This window comes from Bradyrhizobium sp. WCU1, assembly GCF_053474805.1.
On record NZ_CM130280.1, the window covers coordinates 2942239 to 2963028 of the forward strand.

The window sequence follows — 20790 nt, forward strand, 5'->3', positions numbered from 1 at the left end:
TCTTGTTGGGCTCGACGATATTGGATCGATGCGGCGAGCTCAACCTCTCCTCCCGGATGCACCGCAGCGCAATCCGGAAGAGCGCTGCCCCGGGTCACGACGCTACGAGGTCAGACGGAAGTTCACGCCGCACAGGAAGAACTCATCATCACTTGCCGCGCAGCCTCTGGCCTTCGCGGCATCCAGTACCTTCGCCTTGTCAACGACCTTGAACGTTAGCCCGCTCATGATCTCGCTGCCGCCCTTGCCGAAGCGAAAAATGCTGTTGGGCAGCTTCACCACGGTGCCGTCGGCGGGCGTGCCGACGATCTTTCCCCAATGCGCCGCCAGCGCCTCGGGCTCGGGGCTCTGCATCTCGACCTCGGTCAGCGCCAAAGTCGTGTCCTTGCGAATCGACTTCTGCCAGTCCGGGCCGGCCGGTGGATATGGCCCCAAGATGTCGTCGCTGCCGTCGGTGTGGTTGAACTCGATGAAGGCGGCGCGGCAGTCGCGTGGATGCAGCTGCACGCCATGATACGGCGCGTGCGTGATCACGTTCGCGGTGCGCACACCCATCGCATTGGCTTTGGCGCCGCGCGTGTCGGGATCTTCGCAAGCGAAGATCGCCATGTAGCCGCCGCGGCCGCCGGTCTTCTCGATGAAGCGGCCGGCTGCGGTGCCCGGCCCCGGCTGGAACGGCGCCACGACTTCGAGGAGGATCGTATCGACCGGCAGCAGCGCGTTCTCGAGGCCGTATTTGGCGACGTTGCCGTCGCGATAGCAGACATCGAGGCCCATGATCGTGGAGATATCCGCGATCACAGGCGCAAGCTGCGGCGCCACCAGGCAGATCTGCCGCAGCCGCATGTATTCGGCCATGTGATTGGTCACGGCCTACTGCCCCTGGAAGGTGGGCTTGCGCTTCTCGACGAAGGCTTTCGCCGCTTCCTTGTGGTCGGTGGTCTCGCCGGCACGGGTGTGGTGGATCGCCTCGCCGTCGAAGCAGGCCTCCAGCGTCATGGTCTCGGCATTGTTGATGTTGCGCTTGATGTAGCCGAGCGCGACCGACGGGCCCTGCGCCAGCGAGCGCGCCAGCTCCAGCGCCTCGGCCTCGACGTCGGCATCGGGCACCACCTTGGAGACCATGCCGAGGTTATAGGCTTCCTGCGCCGATAGCACCGGCGACATCAGATAGAGCTCGCGCGCCTTGGCGCTGCCGAGCATCTTGGTGAGGAAGTAGGTGCCGCCATAGTCACCGGAGAAGCCGACCTTGGCGAAAGCCGTGGTGATCTTGCAGGAGGCGCTGGCGACGCGAAGGTCGCAGGACAGCGCGATCGAGAGCCCGGCGCCGGCCGCAGCACCATCGAGCTGCGCCACCACCGGCTTCGGCATCGTGTGCAGGATGCGGGAGACCTCCATGCCGCGGCGCAGGTTCGCCATCTTGGCCTCGAACGGCAGCGGCGCGCGGCCGGCCGCCATCGACTTGACGTCACCGCCGACGCAGAACGTGCCGCCGGCGCCCCGGATCAGCACCGCGCGCACCTCGGTATCGTCCTGCGCCCGCCGCGCCGCCTCGACGAGACCTTGCGTCATCTCGGGATTGAGCGCATTGCGCCGATCCGGGCGGTTCATGGTGATGGTGAGCAGGCCCTTGTCGAGGGATTGAAGGACCATCTGGTTATCGCTCATGGCGTTTTGCCTTTCGTTGTTGTTTTCAACCCGTCACTTCTTCACCAGCGGGCAGCGCGAGTCTGCCAGCGGCTGAAACGCCTGGTCGCCCGGCACGGTCGCGAGCAGCTTGTAATCATCCCAGCGGCCCTTCGATTCCGAGGGCTTCTTGACCTCGAACAGATACATGTCGTGCACCATGCGGCCGTCCTCGCGAATCCGGCCGTTCTTGGCGAACATGTCGTTGATCGGGGTCTCCTTCATCACCTTCATGACGGCGGCGGCATCCGTGGTGCCGGCGGCCTTCACCGCCTGCAAATAATGCGTCACCGAGGAGTAGACGCCGGCCTGCGCCGAGGTCGGCACCCGCTTGGTGCGTTCCATGAAGCGCTTTGCGAACGCGCGGGTGTCGTCATTGAGGTCCCAATAGAACGCTTCCGCAAGCAGCAGCCCTTGCGCGGTCTCGAGCCCGACGCTGTCGATATCGGTGACGAAGGCGAGCAGCGGCGACAGCCTCTGGCCGCTCTTGGTCAGGCCGAACTCGGCGGCCTGCTTGATCGCGTTGATGGTGTCGCCGCCGGCATTGGCAAGCCCGATCACCTTGGCTTTCGAGGCCTGCGCCTGCAGCAGGAAGGACGAGAAGTCCGAGGTGTTGATCGGATGCCGCACGCTGCCGAGCACCTTGCCACCCGACTTCACCACGACGCTGCTGGTGTCCTTTTCGAGGTCCTGGCCGAAGGCGTAGTCGGCGGTCAGGAAGAACCAGGTATCGAGGCCGGATTTCACCGCGGCCAAGCCGGTGACATTGGCCTGCGCGAAGGTGTCGAACACATAGTGCACGGTATAGGGGCCGCAGGCCTCGTTGGAGAGGCGGATCGAGCCCGGACCGTTGAACATGATGATCTTGCCGCGCGCCTTGGCGATCTCGGCCGCGGCGAGCGCGGTGGCGGAGGCCGCGACGTCGAAGATCATCTCGACGCCCTGATTGTCGATCATGTCGCGGGCGATGTTGGCCGAGAGATCGGCCTTGTTGAGATGGTCGCCGACCACGATCTCGATCTTGCGGCCGAGCACCGCGCCGCCAAAGTCCTCCGCCGCCATCTTGGCCGCGGTTTCGCTGCCGGAGCCGGTGATGTCGGCATAGAGGCTCGACATGTCGAGAATGCCGCCGAGCTTCAGCGGAGGCTTGTCCTGCGCCAGCGACGCATTCGCCGAGATCGCAAACACACAGGCCAACACGCCGGCCAAAACTCGTCTCATCAAATCCTCCCGTTGAAGCGCGGACCTCATTCCATCAGGTCCGTTTCGAGGGGCGGATCATGCCGCATGGCTCGCACTGCAGCAAGCCGCGCGCGACAGCAATCTGTTTTCCATCAAGCGGAATGAAGCGCTGCGCCGAAGCGCTTGGCGCAGCGATCAGAGGTGAAAGTCCGGGACGGTCTGATAGGGCGTTCCGGGCGGCAGGCCGAGGAACAAATACTGCAAGCCATATTGTCCGGCGAACGCCGACGCCACGGTGTCCATGATGACGTGACCGCCCAGATCCAGTTGCAGCTCCGGTCGGGTGATCGGTCCGAGCGTGTAGGCCGGCACGACGGTCTCGTTGATGTGCAGCGCATCGAAAGCGGCGGACACGGCCGACAGCGAGGCCGCATTGCCGGCCAGGTCGACGACATCAGCGCTATTCGCGACGAAGCCGGTCACGGACAGCGAGCCGGCGCGGTCCGTCGAGGACACGAAGTGATCGAACACCAGCTTCGAGGAATCGCCGAGCAGTGCCGTTGCCGCAGCGTCGTAGATTGCCTTGCCGCCATCGTTCAGCGTCAGGATCGGCGTGCCGCCATCGACGCGCACCGCCTCATTGAAGCCAACGGTCAGTTGCACCAGCGCGCCCGTCGCCGCGACGCCGCCGGAAGGCGTCGCCGTGATGCCGGTGAGGTGGGGCGCTGTGGTGTCGAGGGTGAAGGTCAGGCTGGACGATGCGCTGACATTGCCGGCGGCATCGACCTCCTGCACCGTCACGGTGTGCACGCCGTCGGTGGTGAACACCGGCGCCACCGTCGAGAAGCTAGATGCGCCGTCGGCCTTGAAGCGCAGCGTGTCGGCCGAATCGGATTTGGTGTAGTCGATCAGCAGATTGCTGGTGATGTGATCGGAAGCCGAGAAACCGGTGTCCTGATGCAGTGCCAGGCTTGGCGCCGCCGGCGGCTTGGTGTCGCCGCTGAAAGCGATGGTGCTGCTTGCCGCACCGGCATTGCCGGCGATGTCGGTATAGCTCGCCCCGCTAACGGACAGATTGGCCGACAGATGGTCGGTGACATCGGGCGTGAACAGCGCGGTGTAGACGTCCTGGCCTGACACGTTCAGTCCGACATGGACCAGGCTGCCCAGCAGGCCGCCATGGACGACGATATCGCCGAGCCCGAAGCCCGCGACCGCCTCGGAGAAGGTGAACGTCATCAGCGCGGCGTCGCCCGCATGCAGCACGGTGTGGTCAGCTGCGATCGATACCGTCGGCGGACGCGTGTCGCCGCCGATCGTGGCGGTGTTGCTCGCGGCACCGGCATTGCCGGCGTCGTCGGTGTAGCTCGAGGCCGTGACCCGGATCGAGCCCGTCAGGACATCGTTGATATCCGGCGCGAAAGTCGCGGTGTAGACGTCGTGGCCCGACACGTTGAGTCCGACATGGACCAGATTGCTCAGCACACCGCCGGCGACGACGGTATCGCCGAGCGTGAAGCCTGCGACATGTTCGGAGAAGGTGAAAGTGACAAGCGAGCTCTGGCCGGCCAACACCCTGCTCGGGCTCGCCGCGACCGACACCGTCGGAGCCTTGGTATCGCCGGTGAAATTGAGGATGCTGCTCGCCGCGCCCGCATTGCCGGCTACGTCGGTGTAGCCGAACGCGGCGACCTGCACCGAGCCCACCTCGGCATCGCTTTCATCCGGCGTGAAGGTCGCGGTATAGACGTCCTGGCCCGACATGTTGACGCCGACATGGACCAGATTGCCGAGCGCGCCGCCATGCACGGCGACGTCGCCGAGCGCGAAGCCTGCGATTTGCTCCGAGAACGTGAACGTCACCAGCGCGGTCTGGCCCGCCAGCAGCGCGTTGCGATCCGCCGCGACCGACACCGTCGGCGCCAGCGTGTCGCCGCCGATCGTGGCGGTGTTGCTGGCCGCACCGGCATTGCCGGACACATCGGTATAGCTCGACGCATTGACCTTCACCGAGCCTGTCTCGGTGTCGCTGACATCTGGCGTGAAGGTCGCGGTGTAGACGTCATGACCGGAGCTGTTGAGCCCGACATGCACGAGATTGCTCAGCGCACCGCCATGAACGGTGGTGCCGGCGAGCGTGAAGCCCGAGACGGCCTCCGAGAAGGTGAAGGTCGCGACCGAGACGTCGCCGGCGAGCACCGTGTCCGGGTTGAGCGTGACCGACACCGTCGGCGCCAGCGTATCGCCGGTGAAGTTGACCGTATTGCTGGCTCCGCCGGCATTACCGGCCGTATCGCTGTAGCTGGATGCGTTGACCTGGACCGAACCGGCCTCGGTGTTGGTCACGTCGGGCGTGAAGGTTGCGGTGTAGATGTCATGGCCGGAGCCGTTGACGCCGATATGGACGAGGCTGTCCAGGCTGCCGCCGCTGACACTGACGTCGTTGAGGGCGAAGCCCGCGACGGCCTCAGAGAAGGTGAAGGTGACGACTGCGCTCTGACCGGCGAGCAGCGCGCTGTGGTCAGCAGACACCGTTACCGACGGCGCCCTGGTGTCGCCGGTGAAGTTGATCGTGTTGCTCGACGAGCCGGAATTGCCCGCGACGTCGGTATAGCTTGAGGTGTTGACCTGCACCGATCCCGCTTCGGTGTTGGTCACATCGGGTGTGAAGGTCGCCGTGTAGATGTCATGGCCGGAGCCATCAACGCCGACATGGATCAGGTTCCCCAGCGCCCCGCCATGGACCGTGACATCGCCGAGCCCGAAGCCGGTGACGGCCTCCGAGAAGGTGAAGGTGACAAGCGCAGTATCGCCCGCCGTCAGCGCGCTGTGATCGGCTGACACCGACACCGTCGGCGCCTTGGTGTCGCCGGTGAAGCTGATGGTGTTGCTCGCGGCGCCGGCATTGCCCGCGACGTCGGTATAGCTCGACGTATCGACCTGGACCGAGCCCGCCTCGGCGTTGGTCACATCGGGCGTGAAGGTCGCAGTGTAGATATCCTGGTGCGCGGCGTTGAGGCCGACATGGACAAGGTTGCTCAACGCCCCGCCGCTCACCGTCGTGTCGGTCAGCGCGAAGCCCGTGATCGCCTCGGAGAAGGTGAAGGTGACGGTCGAGGTCTGCCCGGCCAGCAGCGAGGCCGGGGTCGCGGTCACCGACACGGTCGGCGCGATCGCGTCGATCACCAGATGCAGATCGGTCGCCGCATGGGTCACGTCGGCGTCCTGGCCACCGGGATCCTTGATCGTGCCGCCATTGAGCGCAAGGCTTTGCACCTGCAGGTCGGACGTGCTGTCGCCATCCTGCACGGTGTAATTGAACACCAGCGTGTGCGAGCCGCTGCCGCTGAGATAGGTCGCGGCCTTGCCGTCATTGAGCAGCAGCTGCGGCGCGCCGGTCACGCTCACGACGTTGCTGAAGTCGACAGATATGGTGACGACCTTGCCGGCGTTCAGCGTCGTGAGGTGGCCGGTGGTGTCGGCCATGACCGAGGCGATGCTCGCCTGCGACCTGAGCTCGAGATGCGGCGATGCCGAGCCGTCGGACGCCAGCATCAGCGAGCCGAACGAGGCGCCTGATCCGAAGCTCAGGTTCAAGGAGGCTAGCGTCGTGCCGCCGCTGCTCTTCACCAGCAGCACGCCGTTCGCATAGGACAGCGTCGCCGTTGCGTCATAGGCGAGATTGCCGAAGTCGATGGTATCGCCGCCGGCAAAGCCGGTGATCGATGTGCCGAACGAGGCGCCGGAGAATGCCGCGGCATCGAGCACGAGCTTCTCGGTAGAGCCGTCGGTAAACGCGATCGCGCCGGTGCCCGCCGCGCCGCTCGCCGCCAGCTCGAGGATGGAGCCCTTGATGACGGTGCCGCCCGAATAGGTGTTGTGCGCCGACAGCAGCAGCCGGCCGCCGCCGGTCACCTCGACATCGCCCGGCGTCGCGCCATCGGAGATGACGCCGCTCTGGGTGACCGTCTGACCGGCCGCAACATTGAATACCGGATCGCCCGCGACCGTGATGTTGTGGGTCTGCGTGAAGCTGCTGGTGAAGCTGATGCCGGTGCCGTCGCCGAGCTTCAGCACGTTGGTGACCGCACCGAGATTGACGTTGGACGCGATCGATACCCGCGTGCCGGTGCCACTGAGTGTGGTGTTGCCGGTATAGGTGTTGTTGCCACCGAGGATGACGGTGCCGCCGCCGCTGATGACGAGCCCACCAACACCCGCGTTGGCGGCGATGCCGCCATTGCCGCTCTGGTCAGCGATGTCGTTGGCGATCGTCAGCGTCTGCCCGCTGCCAGGGGCGAAGCTGAGATTGTTGTTGCCCTGGATGAAAATGCCGGAGCCGTACGCGGAGCCGCTGGCCTGGCCGCCGCCATTGGTGCCGCCCTTGACCGCGTTGAAGCCGGAATCATTCGAGAGCGAGCCGCCCTTGACGGTCAGCGAGCCGCCTTGCTGAACGAACACAGTGCCGCCGGCGCCAAGGCCGCCACCACCACCCGCGGTGCCGTTTCCACCACCGAAGCCGCCGAGCCCGCTGACGCCGCCACCACCGCCGAAGCCGCCGTTGCCGCCGTAGCCGCCGCCACCACCGAATCCACCATTGCCGAACGCCCCGCCGCCACCGCCGTAGCCGCCATTGCCGCCGTCGATTGCGTTGCCGCCGCCGACGCCACCGCCGGTGCCGTGCGCGCGGTTATTGTCGCCGAGGAAGCCACCCGCTCCGCCGCCGCCTCCGTTTGCGCCGCCCGTTCCACCATACCAGTAGAGCATGGTCCCGCCTTCGAACGGGATCAGGTAGCCGTCGACGCCCTTGCCGCCCCCTGCGGCGCCGGGAACGATGCCAGCGGCCCCGTTCTGGAATGCGGCGGAGTTCGCGCCCTGCGCGTGAAGGCCGATGCCGCCGCCGCTGCTGTTGCCGCCCTGGCCGCCCATTCCGCCACCACCGCCGAAGCCGTCGAGGTTGGCGTTGCTCGCGGTGCTGCCGGTTCCGCCGTTGCCGCCGTTCGCGGCACTGTTGTGAAATACGACATTGTCGAGCGTGGCACTGCCGTTCGCCGAGACGAACAGGGCGCCGCCGAGCCCGGCACCACCGCCGCCGCCGCCCTGGATGACGCGGCCGCCCGCGGCCACCGTGTTCTGGATGGTCAGGTTCTCGAGATTGACGTTGCCGGCATAGACGAAGAAGCCGCGCTGGGCGTTGAGGCCGTCGATCGTGTAGGCGCCGCCGTGACCGTCGCTGCCGTTGATGGTGACGCTAGATCCGCTCAAGAGATTGAGCGCGTACAGCTCCGACGAGAGGCTGAAGCTGGCGGTGATGTTGATGGTGTAGTTGGCATTCGGCGCGGCGTTCTGGCCGCCGGAATCCATCTGCAGGATGGCCGCGTTGAGCTCGGTGACGGTCGAGACGTTGAAGACGCGCGTCGACGCGAGCTGCACGACCGTGCCGCCATTTGCATCCTGCGAAAGCTGGAAGCGGGCGCCGCCGTCGAGCCCGTTCACCGTCAACGTATCCGTCGCCGTGCCGTTCGAGACCGTGAGGACGTTGCCGGAAAGACTGACGGTGTTGAGCGCGGTGTTCTGGGTGTTGTAGTGCAGCCCGGTCAGGTCAATGGACTGGCCGGGATTGAAGTTGGAGATGCTGTTGGTGAACGCGTTGCCGGTCAGCGCGGCATCGTCAATCTTCAGCGTGCTGGCAAGTCCTGGGGTGAACGAGATGTTGCCGGCGCCGGCTGCGCCGGCCGTGGTCAGCCATACCGTGCCCGAATAGATCGTCGTGCTGCCATAGGTGTTGGCATGGCTGAGGACGAACGTGCCGCCGCCGTCGATTCCGAGATTGCCGCTGCCACTGATCAGGGCGGTATCGGTGACGGTTGCACCGTTCGCGATCTTCAGGAGCGAGCTGCCGCCGACCGAAATCGAATCGTCGAACGTGCCGCTCGTTGTCAGCGACAGATGCCCGCCGCTCAAATTGAGCGTCCCGGTCAGCCCTGCGAGCTGACCAAGCCCGAGTTGCAGCGTGCCGGCGCCCGACAGCGTGAACGTGCCTGAACCGCTGATGGCGCCAGTGTCGGCAATCGTGCCGGACGAGATGTCGAAAGTGCCGCCATTGGCGGTGACCTGGATGTCGTGGGTGAAGGTGTAGCCGCCGGTCGTGGTCAGCGTGCCGCCGTTGAGGATGAGCGCGCCGGCCGAACCGCCGATATTGTTGTCGGCGGCGATCGAGAGCGTATTGCCGCCGTCGATCTGGGTGCCGCCGACGTAAGTGTTGGCGCCGGTCAGCGTCAGCGTGCCGCCGCCCGAGATCTGCAGCTTTCCGCTCGTGCCGGTGCCGCTGATGCCCTTTTCATCCGCGATCGTGTCGGCGATCGTCAGCGTGGTGACGGTCTGCAGGCCCTCGAAGACCGTGGAAACGGTGTGCGTCGGCGTGACGACCATCGTGCCCTGGATGAAGATGTCGCCATGGGCGGAGCCGTTGCCGGCACCATTGGCGCCGGTGCCGCCGGTCTCGGTGGCACCGGACAGGGTGCCGCCGATCACGGTCAGCTTGCCGCCTTGCTGGACGAAGATATCGCCGCCGGCGCCGAGACCGCCGCCACCGCCGCCGGCGAGCGAGCCGCTGCCCGCGCCGAACCCGCCGGTGCCGGGCGTACCGTTCGAGCCGCCGCCACCACCGCCGAAGCCGCCATTGCCGCCGGTATGCGCATATCCGCTGCCGTTGCCGGATCCGCCGCCGCCACCAGCGAAGCCGCCATTGCCGCCGGCGAAGATGCCGCCGCCGCCACCGCCGCCGATACCACCCGCGCCGCCGAAGCCGATCAGCGTGCCCGAAGGGCCGCCGCCGACCGAGTTGCCGCCACCGATGCCGCCGCCGCCGCCGCCGACGCCGCCGGCACCACCGCCACCATTTGCGCCGCCGGAGGCATGCGCGCCGTAGCCGATGCCGCCGTAGTTGTCGGCGCTCTGTCCGCCGCCTGGACCGACGACGGTCGCCGGCGTGCCGCTGGAACCCTGCGCGCCTGTTGAAGGATGCTGGCTATCAGAGCCGGCTTCGCTGTAACCGTTGGCGCCATTGCCGTGGTCGCCATAATAGTCGTGACCGCCGAAGCCGCCGCCACCACCGCCGCCGCCATTGCCACTGCCGCCATCGGCACCGATGCCGCCGCCACCGCCGCCACCGCCGGCCGGATCGACCGCGCCACCATTGCCGCCCTTGGCGGCGTTGTTGCCGAAATTGACATTGTTGAGCGTGACGTCGGCGTTCTGCCCGACGAACAGGCCGCCGCCGAGACCCGCACCGCCGCCACCGCCGCCGGTGCCGCCATTACCGCCGCTCGCAACCGCATTGATGATGGTGAGGTTCTTGAACGTCACCTTGCCCGCGGTGACGACGAAGCCCTGATAACCGCGCGCGTCGATGACGTCGCTGTAGTCCTGCCCGCCGAGCTGATTGTTGTAGTCGGAGTTGCCGTCGAAGGTGAGCGTCGAGCCGTTCATCAGGTTGATGACCGGCAGATCGTCGAGCAGCTGCAACGTGCGGGCACTGGAAGAGAGCGAGAAGTTGATGACGTAATCGGTGTTGGCCGCAGCGAGGCCGCCGCCGACGCTGATCGCCGAGATCGCGTTGTAGAGCTGGGTGTAATCGTGGACGGGATCGCTGGTCGTCAGCGTCAGAACAACCGGATTCGACACAAGGACCTCGGCAATATGCGTGAGCGACCGCGCTTCGGCCGCTATTTCGAAAAATTGCCGATTAGTTTGCTTGCGCCGCAAGTCATTGGCAATAATAACAAATTCTCATTCCGCGCACGGAGTTGCGATGGTCAATGGGTAAGGTTGACGGGCGCGGAGAGCGCGCTGCGCAGGTTCTGGCGCCAATCTTCATCGCGATCGGCGATCCGGCGATGGCGCGGCGGGCGCCCAACGATGTGAAACACGCGGCATGACGATGCGCGCAGTGAGAAGTGCCGCGACAAAATGTTCAGCGGCGCATCGCCGAGCCGTGTCGGCCCCATCGATGCGGTCTCGCCTGTGGCTCCGAAACGATCTTTCGGCCAGACTGTTCGTGTTGGCGAACACGCCCCGAACGGCGTGTGCCGGAGCGACGAGTGCAGCATGACGTCTCCACGCGATAGAGCATGTCCTCGCCGTCAGCGGACGGTTGCGATGACAGCGTGTGCGCTTGCGATCGCCGCATGCATCGGACGCGCCGAAGCGGCCGGGTGCAATTTCGAGATTCAGGGCGAAGGTCGCGTCACCGCCGTCGTCGACGCACGCAGCCTGCGGCTGGACGACGGCCGCGAGGTCAGGCTCGCCGGGATCGAGGTGGCCGACCGGGCGAAGGCCACCGCAGCGCTGGGCGCGCTGCTGGCCGGCCGAGAGGTGACGTTGCGCGGACAGGACGACACGCCGGACCGCTATGGCCGGCAACCGGCCTACGCATTCCTCGAAGGCAGCGAGACGCCCGTACAAAGAGAGTTGCTGCGCCAGGGCGTCGCGCTGGTGTCGTCCGACATCGCCGACAAGGATTGCGCCGCGGCGCTGATGGCGGCGGAAGGCGAGGCGCGCGCCGCCCGATCGGGAACCTGGGCGGAGGCCACGGTCATAAAAAACGCTGAAAGTCCGGACGATATTTTGGCCGGGATCGGGCGTTTTACCGTGGTCGAGGGCAGGGTTTTGTCCGTGCGCCAGGCGGGCGCGACGACTTACCTGAATTTCGGCCGAAACTGGACACGGGACTTTGCTCTGACTATTTCAAGGCGCATAGTCCCTGCGTTCGAGGCGGCCGGGCTTGCGCCCAAGTCTCTGGAAAATCGCAGGATTCGTGTGCGAGGCTGGGTGGAAGCGCGACGTGGGCCGCGAATCGAATTGCTCCGGGTGGGGCAGATTGAAGTGCTCGGCGGGAACTAGAGGCTCTGGCTACAGCCCGGCCGATTCACGGGACAATTTGTGAGTTTTTGACGTGATTGAGCGCGCTGGACGGCGTGAAGATGGGACTGGCCGCCGCCTTTCGGCAGCGCCTGCGCTCGTCTGCGCGGCCCTCACGCTGTCGGCCTGCGGCAATGTCGGCCGGTTCGAGCAGGTCACCCCGGCGGCGGCGGCGGCGCCGGTGAAGCCGAACCGGGTGGTGCAGCAGACGCCCAACAGCGAGCGCGAGCATGAGCGCATCCTGTCGTCCTATGGCGGCGCCTATGACGACCCCAAGCTCGAGGCCTTGATCAGCAAGACCGTCGAGCGGCTGGTCGCCGCCTCCGAGCGGCCCGACCAGGCCTACAAGGTCACGATCCTCAATTCCGGCGCGGTCAACGCCTTCGCGTTGCCGACCGGCCAGCTCTACGTCACCCGCGGTCTCATCGCACTCGCCAGCGACACCTCCGAGCTCTCCTCGGTGCTGAGCCACGAGATGGCGCATGTGCTGGCCAAACACGCCGCGATGCGCGAGGACCAGGCGCGCCAGGCGGCGGTGGTGACGCGCGTCGTCACCGACATGAGCACCGACCCCGATCTGACGGCGCTGGCGCTCGCCAAGACCAAGCTGACGATGGCGAGCTTCTCCCGGCAGCAGGAGTTCGAGGCCGACGGCATCGGCGTCGGGATCGCCGCGCGCGCGCATTTCGATCCCTACGGCGCGGCACGCTTCCTGACCGCGATGGAGCGCAACGCCGCGCTCAAGGTCGGCAAGACCGCACTTGATCCGCGTGCGCAGGATTTCACCTCGTCGCATCCGGCGACACCGGAGCGCATCGCCAATGCGCAGACCACCGCGCGGCAATACTCCTCGCCCGAGAACGACGAGCGCGACCGCGAGACTTATCTCGCCGCGATCGACAACATCGTCTATGGCGAGGACCCCAGCGAAGGTTTTGTCCGTGGCCGCAGATTCCTGCATCCGAAGCTCGGCTTCACCTTCACCGCGCCCGAGAATTTCACGCTCGACAACACCGCGCAGGCCGTGATCGGCGTCCGCGAGGGCGGCAGCCAGGCGATGCGCTTCGACGTGGTGCGGGTGCCGGCCGAACAGTCGCTCGGCGACTATCTGAATTCCGGCTGGATGGAAGGCGTCGAGAAGTCGTCGACCGAGGACCTCAACATCAACGGCTTTCCGGCCGCGTCAGCCACGGCGCATGGCGACCAGTGGCAGTTCAAGGTCTATGCGCTGCGCTTCGGCAGCGACGTCTACCGCTTCATCTTCGCCGCCAAGCAGAAATCCACCGAGAGCGAGCGCAACGCGCGCGAGACCGTCAATTCATTCCGTCGCCTGACGCTGGATGAGATCCAGGCCGCACGGCCGCTGCGCATCAAGGTCATCACCGTACAGCCCGGCGACACCGTGGAATCGCTGTCGCACCGCATGGCCGGCGTCGATCATCCGGCCGAGCGCTTCCGGATGCTCAACGGCCTCGACGCGCATGCCCAGGTGAAGCCGCGCGACCGCGTCAAGATCGTGGTGGATTGAGGCTGCGTTGGCGCATCGCCGCCGCCGTCGTCCCGGCGAAAGCCGGGACCCATAACCACCGTCGTTCATTGTCGGACGAAGCTGGGGCCACAGCGCGCTCGAACAACGCAGCCCTGTGGTTATGGGTCCCGGCGTTCGCCGGGACGACGGAGAGAGAAAACGGCCTACTTCGCCTTCTCCTTGAGGAAGGCGATGATGTCGGCCCGATCCCTCGGATCCTGAACCTCGTAGAACATCTTGGTGCCCGGAACCATCGCATCGGGACCGGTCAGCCATTTGTCGAGATTGGCCTCGGTCCACACGATCTTCGAGTTCTTCAACGCAGGCGAGTAATTGTAGCCTGCGACCGATCCGGCAAGCCGGCCGACGACACCCTTGTGCATCGGTCCGACGTCGTTCTTCTCGATCGAATGGCAATCGCCGCAGCCCTGATACAGCGTGGCGCCGCGCGCGGCATCTCCCGCCGCACGGGCGCTGTTCAGGGCGAGCAGGATCGCGATCGCCGCCATCGCGGCGGTTTTGGCGTGCCGCGGCGCCAGCGCGCCTGCGATCGAACGGATGGTCATTCCCGGGGGTCTCCTGTTTGTCACCACAACAGGAGCAGCCCCACCGGCGATCTATTCCCGGGAATTCCGCCGGTTCGCGATTGAGCTGGACGCAAGCCGGATCGATCGCCGAGAATGGCAGTTGTTGCCGAAGTTTTTTCCCGCCCGCGTGGAATATCCGCGCGGCCCACCGATCTCAATTCGCAGCTGCCACCTCCGCAGCGGCGCCGGGCTATTGGAGCATCCCCAGTGTTTCGCAATCGGCTCGGCGCCGTCGCTCGACTTGCCGGACTCGCGTGCATGCTGCTCGCTGCGCTCACAGCCGCAGCAGCCACCACCGCCGCGCGCGCGGACGGCTGCCCCAGGTCGAGCGACGAAATTGCGACCGACCGGCCCGACGTCACCAATTCAAGTATCGTCGTGCCGGTCGGGAGCCTGCAGAGCGAGAACGGCGTCAATGCCACCGGCCGCTCCGCCGGCCGCAGCGTCGACGGCAGCAACAGCCGCTGGCGGCTCGGGATCGCGCCCTGCCTCGAGGTGCTGGTCGACCTGCCGAGCTGGTCCGGCAGCGTGAAATCGCCCGGCGTATCGGGCTTTTCCGACGTCGCGCCCGGCATCAAATGGCAGATCAGCCCGCTGCCGGGGAAGATCGCCCTGTCGATCACCGCCGGCGTCGCGCTGCCAACCGGCGCGACTACGATCGTCGGTCGTGGCGCGCAGCCCTACATCCAGCTGCCATGGTCATGGGAGCTGCATGACGGCTGGGGCGTCAGCGGCATGTTCACGGAATTCTTCCACCCTGCCGAGCTGACCGGCCGGCAGGTGTCGGAAGCGACCTTCGTGATCGAGAAGAAGCTGACCGAGCGGATCAGCATGTTCACCGAATATGTCGGCGACTATCCGGGCGGCGCGCGGCCGACCCAGCTGATCAATTCCGGCGGCGTCTACCGGATCACGCCGACCCAGCAGCTCGATCTTCATGTCGCGTTCGGGCTCAACCGCAACTCACCGAACTACATTGTCGGCCTCGGCTATTCGTTCCGCGTCGACGGATTGTTCCGGTAACGAAGGTCCGTGGCCCGGATGCAGCGCAGCGCAATCCGGGCCACAAGACGAACGAGGCTGCCTGATCAATTGACTTCGGCTTCGCGCAGGCCGCTCAGCCACAGCGCCAGCAGCGTCCACACCGCGCCGGACAGCAGATAGGCGCCGGCCGAGATCAGGCCGAAATGGGTGGCGAGCAGCAGCGCTGCGAGCGGCGCGAAGCCGGCGCCGAACAGCCAGGCGAAATCCGAGGTCAACGCCGAGGCGGTGTAGCGATAGTTGCGCGCGAAGCTCGAGGCGATCGCGCCCGACGACTGGCCGAACGACAGGCCGAGCAGCACGAAGCCGAGCACCATGTACACCGTTTCGCCGAACGCACCGGCGTCGAGCAGTTGCGGCGCAAAACCGCTATAGACCGCAATCGCGACCGCCGAGCCAAGCAGCAGCGGCTTGCGTCCGACGCGGTCGGCGATCATGCCGGAAGCGACGATCGCAACGACGCCGACCATGGCGCCGATCATCTCGATGATCAGGAAGCGCACCGGGCTTTCCCTGGTGAACAGGAACACCCAGGACAGCGGAAACACCGTGACCATGTGGAACAGGGCAAAGCTCGCCAGCGGCGCGAAGGCGCCGAGCAGGATGTGACGGCCTTCCTGCGCGACGGTCTCGCCGACGCGCGCCGGCTCCAGGTCGCGGCTTTCGAACAGCTCGGAATATTCATCGGTCGCCACCATGCGCAGCCGCGCGAACAGCGCCACCACGTTGATGGCGAAGGCGACGAAGAACGGATAGCGCCAGCCCCAATCGAAGAAATCATCCGCCGAGAGGTTGCCGGCGAAGAACGCGAACAGCGCGCTCGCGACGATCAGCCCGAGCGGCGCGCCGAGCTGCGGCACCATCGCGTACCAGCCGCGCTTGTTCGGCGGCGAGTTCATCGCGAGCAACGAGGCGAGGCCATCCCACGCGCCGCCCCAGGCGATGCCCTGCAGGACGCGCGCGGCGGCAAGCAGCCAAATCGCCGCGACGCCGATCGTGTCGTAGCCGGGCAGGAAGGCGATCGCCACCGTCGAGGTACCGAGCAGGAACAGCGCGATGACGAGCTTGGCGCCCTTGCCGTGGCGGCGGTCGACCGCCATGAAGATCACGGTGCCGAGCGGCCGCGCGGCGAACGCCAACGCGAAGATGCCGAATGAATAGAGCGTGCCGGTCAGTTCGTTGACGAACGGGAACACCAGCTTCGGGAACACGATCACCGAGGCGATCGCATAGACGAAGAAATCGAAGAATTCCGAGGTGCGCCCGATGATGACGCCGATGGCGATTTCGCCGGGTTTCGCCTGCCCGTGACCTGACGCGGTCGGGGTGCCGTGAGCCATTGCTGGGGCCTGTGCCATCGCGCCGAAATCCATCCTTAGAGATGCCACCGCAGGCGCTTTGCCACGCGGTCCATCTCACCTTCTGACCTCCCATCCCGCAGTGCAACATTGGACAAATTGTCCAATGTCAACTTTGCTGCATCGCAGCTACCCCTTGGCGGAACTCATAAAATTCAAGTGGGGTGAGCCGTGCGCGCCTTGAAATTATTGGCCTTATTGCCGTTCGCGGCGCTTCTTGGCGGGTGCGATTTCGTCGTCCTGGCGCCGGCGGGCGACATCGCCGCCCAGCAGCGCGACCTCGTCGTCATCTCGACCATCCTGATGCTCATCATCGTGCTTCCGGTGATGGCGCTGACCATCTTCTTCGCCTGGCGCTACCGCCAGTCCAACACCGCGGCACCCTACGAGCCGGAGTGGGATCACTCCACCCAGCTTGAGCTGGTGATCTGGTCCGCCCCGCTGCTGATCATCATTTGCCTCGGCGCGCTGACCTGGATGGGCACCCATCTGCTCGATCCCTATCGCTCGCTCGGCCGCATCGCCGCCGACAAGCCGATCGAGAGCAAGGACGCCCCGCTCAATGTCGAGGTGGTCGCGCTCGATTGGAAGTGGCTGTTCATCTACCCAGATTACGGCGTTGCCGCCGTCAACGAGCTCGCCGCGCCCGTCGACCGCCCGATCCGCTTCCGCATCACGGCCTCGTCCGTGATGAACTCGTTCTACATCCCGGCGCTTGCCGGTCAGATCTACGCCATGCCGGGCATGGAGACCAAGCTGCACGCGGTCGCCAACAAGGAAGGCAGCTTCCGCGGCTTCTCCGCCAATTACAGCGGCGCCGGCTTCTCCGGCATGCACTTCGAATTCAAGAGCCTGTCGGCCGGCGGCTTCGACAAATGGGTCGCCAACGCCAAGGCCAGCACCAACATGCTCGGCCGCAGCGACTATCTGCAGCTCGAGCGTCCGAGCCAGGACGATCCGGTGCGGCTCTACGGCACCGTCGATCGCGATCTATACAAGGCGATCCTCAACATGTGCGTCGAGCCCGGCAAGATGTGCATGAGTGAGATGATGGCGATCGACGCCAAGGGTGGCCTCGGGCGCGAAGGCCTCAACAACACGCTGCCGCTGACTTACGACAAATACGCCCGCCGCGGCGCGCCGCTCGGCACCGAGCCGACCTTCGTCGCCGGCATCTGCTCGATGGACGAGATCAAGAACGCGCCGTCACGCGAGGTCACCGCGCCGCTCGACCTGACGCCGCTGCGCGGCTTCGGGCTGAAGCGTCCGCCGTTCTCGCCCGCGCATCCGTCGTCGACATCCCAGCTGCTCGGCCAGCGTCCGAAATCAGAGTCCTGAGGAGGACCGCATGAATCCCGATCTCGTCAAGATGATCTTCGGCCGCCTCGATCTGGATGCGCTGCCGCTGCATGAGCCGATCCTGGTCGGAACCTTCGCGGTGGTCGCGACCGGCGGCCTCGCGCTGTTCGCGCTCGTCACCTACTTCCGGCTCTGGGGCTATCTGTGGCGCGAGTGGTTCACCACCGTCGACCACAAGCGCATCGGCATCATGTACATGATCCTCGGCATCGTGATGCTGCTGCGCGGCTTTGCCGACGCACTGATGATGCGCATGCAGCAGGCGATCGCGTTTGGCGGCTCTGACGGCTACCTCCCGGCGCATCACTACGACCAGGTCTTCACCGCCCACGGCGTGATCATGATCTTCTTCGTGGCGATGCCGCTGGTGACCGGCTTGATGAACTACGTGGTGCCGCTGCAGATCGGCGCCCGCGACGTCTCCTTCCCGTTCCTCAACAATTTCTCTTTCTGGATGACGGTCGGCGGCGCCGTGCTGGTGATGATGTCGCTGTTCGTCGGCGAATTCGCCCGCACCGGCTGGCTCGCCTACCCGCCGCTGTCGAACATCGGCTACAGTCCTGATGTCGGCGTCGACTATTACATATGGGGACTACAGGTCGCCGGCGTCGGCACGACGCTATCGGGCATCAATCTGGTCTGCACCATCGTCAAGCTGCGCGCGCCGGGCATGACGATGATGAAGATGCCGGTGTTCACCTGGACCTCGCTCTGCACCAACGTCCTGATCGTCGCCTCCTTCCCGGTCTTGACCGCGGTGCTGGCGCTGCTGTCGCTCGACCGCTACGTCGGCACCAACTTCTTCACGAACGACTTCGGCGGCAACCCGATGATGTACGTGAACCTGATCTGGATATGGGGCCATCCGGAGGTCTACATCCTGGTGCTGCCGGCGTTCGGCATCTTCTCCGAGGTGACCGCGACGTTCTCCGGCAAGCGATTGTTCGGCTATACCTCGATGGTCTACGCCACCGTCGTCATCACCATCCTGTCCTACCTGGTCTGGCTGCACCACTTCTTCACGATGGGCTCCGGCGCCAGCGTCAACTCGTTCTTCGGCATCACCACCATGATCATCTCGATCCCGACGGGCGCGAAGATGTTCAACTGGCTGTTCACGATGTACCGCGGCCGCATCCGCTTCGAGCTGCCGATGATGTGGACGGTGGCGTTCATGCTGACCTTCGTGATCGGCGGCATGACCGGCGTGCTGCTCGCGGTGCCGCCGGCCGATTTCGTGCTGCATAACAGCCTGTTCCTGATCGCGCATTTCCACAACGTGATCATCGGCGGCGTGCTGTTCGGCCTGTTCGCCGGCATCAACTACTGGTTCCCGAAGGCCTTCGGCTTCAAGCTCGATCCGTTCTGGGGCAAACTGTCGTTCTGGTTCTGGGTCTCCGGCTTCTACTTCGCCTTCATGCCGCTCTACGTGCTCGGCCTGATGGGCGTGACGCGACGGCTCCGCGTGTTCGACGATCCGTCCCTGCAAATCTGGTTCGTCATCGCCGCCTTCGGCGCCTTCCTGATCCTGCTCGGCATTGGCGCGATGCTGGTGCAGTTCGCGGTCAGCATCCTCAGGCGCGAGCAGCTCAAGGACACCACCGGCGATCCCTGGAATGCGCGGACGCTGGAATGGGCGACCTCGTCACCGCCGCCGGACTACAACTTCGCCTTTACTCCGGTGGTCTACGACAACGACGCCTGGTGGGACATGAAGCGCCGCGGCTACAAGCGTCCGCTGACCGGCTTCAAGCCGATCCACATGCCGTCCAACACCGGCACCGGCATCATCCTCGCCGGCCTTGCAACCGTGATGGGCTTCGCCCTGATCTGGTACATCTGGTGGCTCGCCGCCGTCAGCTTCGTCGCGCTGCTCGCGGTCGCGATCGGCCATACCTTCAACTATCACCGCGACTTCCACATCCCGGCGGATGAGGTGGTGCGGACCGAAGATGCGCGGACGCGCGTTCTCGCCGCGGGAGCCCAGCCATGAGCGTAGCAACCACCCAAATCTCCGTCCAAGGCTCCGAGCCGATATTCCACGTCATCGACGAGCACGATCATCCGGAAGGCGCCAGCACCATGCTGGGCTTCTGGATCTACCTGATGAGCGACTGCCTGATCTTCGCGATGCTGTTCGCGGCCTATGGCGTGCTCGGCGGCAACTATGCCGCCGGCCCGGCGCCGAAGGACCTGTTCGACCTCAAGCTGGTCGCGCTCAACACCACGATGCTGCTGCTCTCCTCGATCACCTATGGCTTCGCCATGCTGACGATGGAGAAGTCGAAGGTCGGCCAGACCCAGCTCTGGCTCGCGATCACCGGCCTGTTCGGCCTCGCCTTCCTCGGCATCGAGCTCACCGAGTTCGCCCACATGATCCATGAGGGCGCGACGCCGCAGCGCAGCGCCTTCCTGTCGTCGTTCTTCACGCTGGTCGGCACCCACGGCCTGCACGTCACCTTCGGCCTGGTCTGGCTGGTGACGCTGATGGTGCAGACCGCGCGTTTCGGCCTGACCACGGCGAACCGGCGCCGCCTGATGTGCCTGTCGATGTTCTGGCACTTCCTCGACGTGGTCTGGATCGGCGTCTTCACCTTCGTCTATCTCCTGGGAATGCTGCGATGACATCAAATTCTCACGCCGACGCTCATACCCTCGAAGCCAATGCCGGCGGCCACGGCCATGACGACCATGGCGGCGCCGCCCACGGCTCGCTGAAGAGCTATCTGATCGGCTTCGGCCTCTCGGTCGTCCTCACGGCCATTCCGTTCTGGCTGGTGATGACCGGGACCATCGCCGACAAGGCGGTCACCGCGCTGATCGTGCTGGTGCTGGCGGCGGTGCAGATCGTGGTCCACATGATCTACTTCCTGCACATGAACACCCGGTCGGAGAACGGCTGGACCATGATGGCGCTGATATTCACCGTGATCATGGTGGTGATCGCGCTGACCGGCTCGCTGTGGGTCATGCATCATCTCAACATCAACATGATGCCGATGCACGACATGAGCCAGATGCCGTGACGATGCGGGGCGCCTCAGGCCCCTCTTCACCTCTCCCGCTTGCGGGGGAGGTCGACGCGCGCGCAGCGCGCGGCGGGTGGGGGCTCCCTCCACTCAATGAT

14 protein-coding genes are annotated in these 20790 nt (G+C 65.5%); 7 read left to right on the forward strand and 7 right to left on the reverse strand.

The features are described 5' to 3' along the window. Positions 1 to 102: 102 nt before the first annotated feature. From ACTUWL_RS13670 to ACTUWL_RS13690, 5 genes are all read right to left on the reverse strand, one after another. On the reverse strand, positions 103 to 858 hold the full coding sequence (locus tag ACTUWL_RS13670; protein WP_021080193.1) for a peptide chain release factor 3: 756 nt from the start codon (positions 856 to 858) through the stop codon (positions 103 to 105). A 15-nt stretch (positions 859 to 873) separates the two neighbouring features. Beyond that, positions 874 to 1668 carry an enoyl-CoA hydratase gene (locus ACTUWL_RS13675; protein ID WP_021080192.1) on the reverse strand — a complete coding sequence of 265 codons (795 nt, stop codon included), beginning with the start codon at positions 1666 to 1668 and terminating at the stop codon, positions 874 to 876. Positions 1669 to 1701: 33 nt separating this feature from the next. Continuing rightward, entirely contained in the window at positions 1702 to 2907 is a 1206-nt protein-coding gene (locus ACTUWL_RS13680) for an ABC transporter substrate-binding protein (RefSeq protein WP_021080191.1), read from the reverse strand. Between the two features lie 156 nt (positions 2908 to 3063). Beyond that, positions 3064 to 10554 carry an Ig-like domain-containing protein gene (locus ACTUWL_RS13685; protein WP_021080190.1) on the reverse strand — a complete coding sequence of 2497 codons (7491 nt, stop codon included), beginning with the start codon at positions 10552 to 10554 and terminating at the stop codon, positions 3064 to 3066. Positions 10555 to 10685: 131 nt separating this feature from the next. After that, on the reverse strand, positions 10686 to 10979 hold the full coding sequence (locus ACTUWL_RS13690) for a hypothetical protein (protein WP_146160381.1): 294 nt from the start codon (positions 10977 to 10979) through the stop codon (positions 10686 to 10688). Positions 10980 to 11028: 49 nt separating this feature from the next. Here ACTUWL_RS13690 and ACTUWL_RS13695 point away from each other — a divergent pair, with 49 nt between their 5' ends. Together ACTUWL_RS13695 and ACTUWL_RS13700 are read left to right on the forward strand one after the other, a co-directional pair. Further along, on the forward strand, positions 11029 to 11772 hold the full coding sequence (locus tag ACTUWL_RS13695; protein WP_021080188.1) for a thermonuclease family protein: 744 nt from the start codon (positions 11029 to 11031) through the stop codon (positions 11770 to 11772). A 52-nt stretch (positions 11773 to 11824) separates the two neighbouring features. Further along, on the forward strand, positions 11825 to 13318 hold the full coding sequence (locus ACTUWL_RS13700) for a M48 family metalloprotease (protein ID WP_021080187.1): 1494 nt from the start codon (positions 11825 to 11827) through the stop codon (positions 13316 to 13318). A 164-nt stretch (positions 13319 to 13482) separates the two neighbouring features. On the opposite strand, the gene ACTUWL_RS13705 is transcribed toward ACTUWL_RS13700, so the two are convergent. Next, a complete protein-coding gene (locus tag ACTUWL_RS13705; protein WP_021080186.1) occupies positions 13483 to 13884 on the reverse strand; it encodes a c-type cytochrome in 402 nt (133 codons plus the stop codon). A 279-nt stretch (positions 13885 to 14163) separates the two neighbouring features. On the opposite strand from ACTUWL_RS13705, the gene ACTUWL_RS13710 reads away from it, so the two are divergent. Further along, on the forward strand, positions 14164 to 14928 hold the full coding sequence (locus ACTUWL_RS13710) for a transporter (RefSeq protein WP_021080185.1): 765 nt from the start codon (positions 14164 to 14166) through the stop codon (positions 14926 to 14928). A gap of 65 nt (positions 14929 to 14993) precedes the next feature. Here the strand turns inward: ACTUWL_RS13710 and ACTUWL_RS13715 are convergent, their stop codons facing one another. Continuing rightward, on the reverse strand, positions 14994 to 16304 hold the full coding sequence (locus ACTUWL_RS13715; RefSeq protein WP_373010339.1) for an MFS transporter: 1311 nt from the start codon (positions 16302 to 16304) through the stop codon (positions 14994 to 14996). Positions 16305 to 16475: 171 nt separating this feature from the next. Between ACTUWL_RS13715 and cyoA the strand changes: the two genes are divergently transcribed. From cyoA to cyoD, 4 genes are read left to right on the forward strand one after another with little or no spacing between them, the layout of a single operon-like run. After that, positions 16476 to 17642: a ubiquinol oxidase subunit II gene (gene cyoA / locus ACTUWL_RS13720; RefSeq protein WP_035652122.1), complete on the forward strand. Its 1167-nt coding sequence runs from the start codon at positions 16476 to 16478 to the stop codon at positions 17640 to 17642. A 10-nt stretch (positions 17643 to 17652) separates the two neighbouring features. Continuing rightward, positions 17653 to 19656, forward strand: coding sequence for a cytochrome o ubiquinol oxidase subunit I (cyoB, locus tag ACTUWL_RS13725; RefSeq protein WP_021080182.1), 2004 nt, complete (start codon positions 17653 to 17655; stop codon positions 19654 to 19656). Next, on the forward strand, positions 19653 to 20288 hold the full coding sequence (cyoC, locus tag ACTUWL_RS13730; protein ID WP_021080181.1) for a cytochrome o ubiquinol oxidase subunit III: 636 nt from the start codon (positions 19653 to 19655) through the stop codon (positions 20286 to 20288). Before cyoB ends, cyoC begins: the two co-directional genes overlap by 4 nt. Further along, positions 20285 to 20689: a cytochrome o ubiquinol oxidase subunit IV gene (gene cyoD, locus ACTUWL_RS13735; RefSeq protein ID WP_021080180.1), complete on the forward strand. Its 405-nt coding sequence runs from the start codon at positions 20285 to 20287 to the stop codon at positions 20687 to 20689. The genes cyoC and cyoD overlap by 4 nt, the downstream gene beginning before the upstream one ends. Positions 20690 to 20790 lie beyond the last annotated feature (101 nt).

What these genes read in the sequence shown, in the direction of transcription:
- ACTUWL_RS13695 (WP_021080188.1), top strand. Translation starts at nt 11,029, where the DNA reads ATGACAGCGTGTGCGCTTGCGATCGCCGCATGCATCGGACGCGCCGAA.
- ACTUWL_RS13710 (WP_021080185.1), top strand. Translation starts at nt 14,164, where the DNA reads ATGCTGCTCGCTGCGCTCACAGCCGCAGCAGCCACCACCGCCGCGCGC.
- ACTUWL_RS13690 (WP_146160381.1), bottom strand. Translation starts at nt 10,979, where the DNA reads ATGCTGCACTCGTCGCTCCGGCACACGCCGTTCGGGGCGTGTTCGCCA.
- cyoD (WP_021080180.1), top strand. Translation starts at nt 20,285, where the DNA reads ATGACATCAAATTCTCACGCCGACGCTCATACCCTCGAAGCCAATGCC.
- ACTUWL_RS13715 (WP_373010339.1), bottom strand. Translation starts at nt 16,304, where the DNA reads ATGGCACAGGCCCCAGCAATGGCTCACGGCACCCCGACCGCGTCAGGT.
- ACTUWL_RS13705 (WP_021080186.1), bottom strand. Translation starts at nt 13,884, where the DNA reads ATGACCATCCGTTCGATCGCAGGCGCGCTGGCGCCGCGGCACGCCAAA.
- ACTUWL_RS13675 (WP_021080192.1), bottom strand. Translation starts at nt 1,668, where the DNA reads ATGAGCGATAACCAGATGGTCCTTCAATCCCTCGACAAGGGCCTGCTC.
- ACTUWL_RS13670 (WP_021080193.1), bottom strand. Translation starts at nt 858, where the DNA reads ATGGCCGAATACATGCGGCTGCGGCAGATCTGCCTGGTGGCGCCGCAG.
- ACTUWL_RS13680 (WP_021080191.1), bottom strand. Translation starts at nt 2,907, where the DNA reads ATGAGACGAGTTTTGGCCGGCGTGTTGGCCTGTGTGTTTGCGATCTCG.
- cyoB (WP_021080182.1), top strand. Translation starts at nt 17,653, where the DNA reads ATGAATCCCGATCTCGTCAAGATGATCTTCGGCCGCCTCGATCTGGAT.
- cyoC (WP_021080181.1), top strand. Translation starts at nt 19,653, where the DNA reads ATGAGCGTAGCAACCACCCAAATCTCCGTCCAAGGCTCCGAGCCGATA.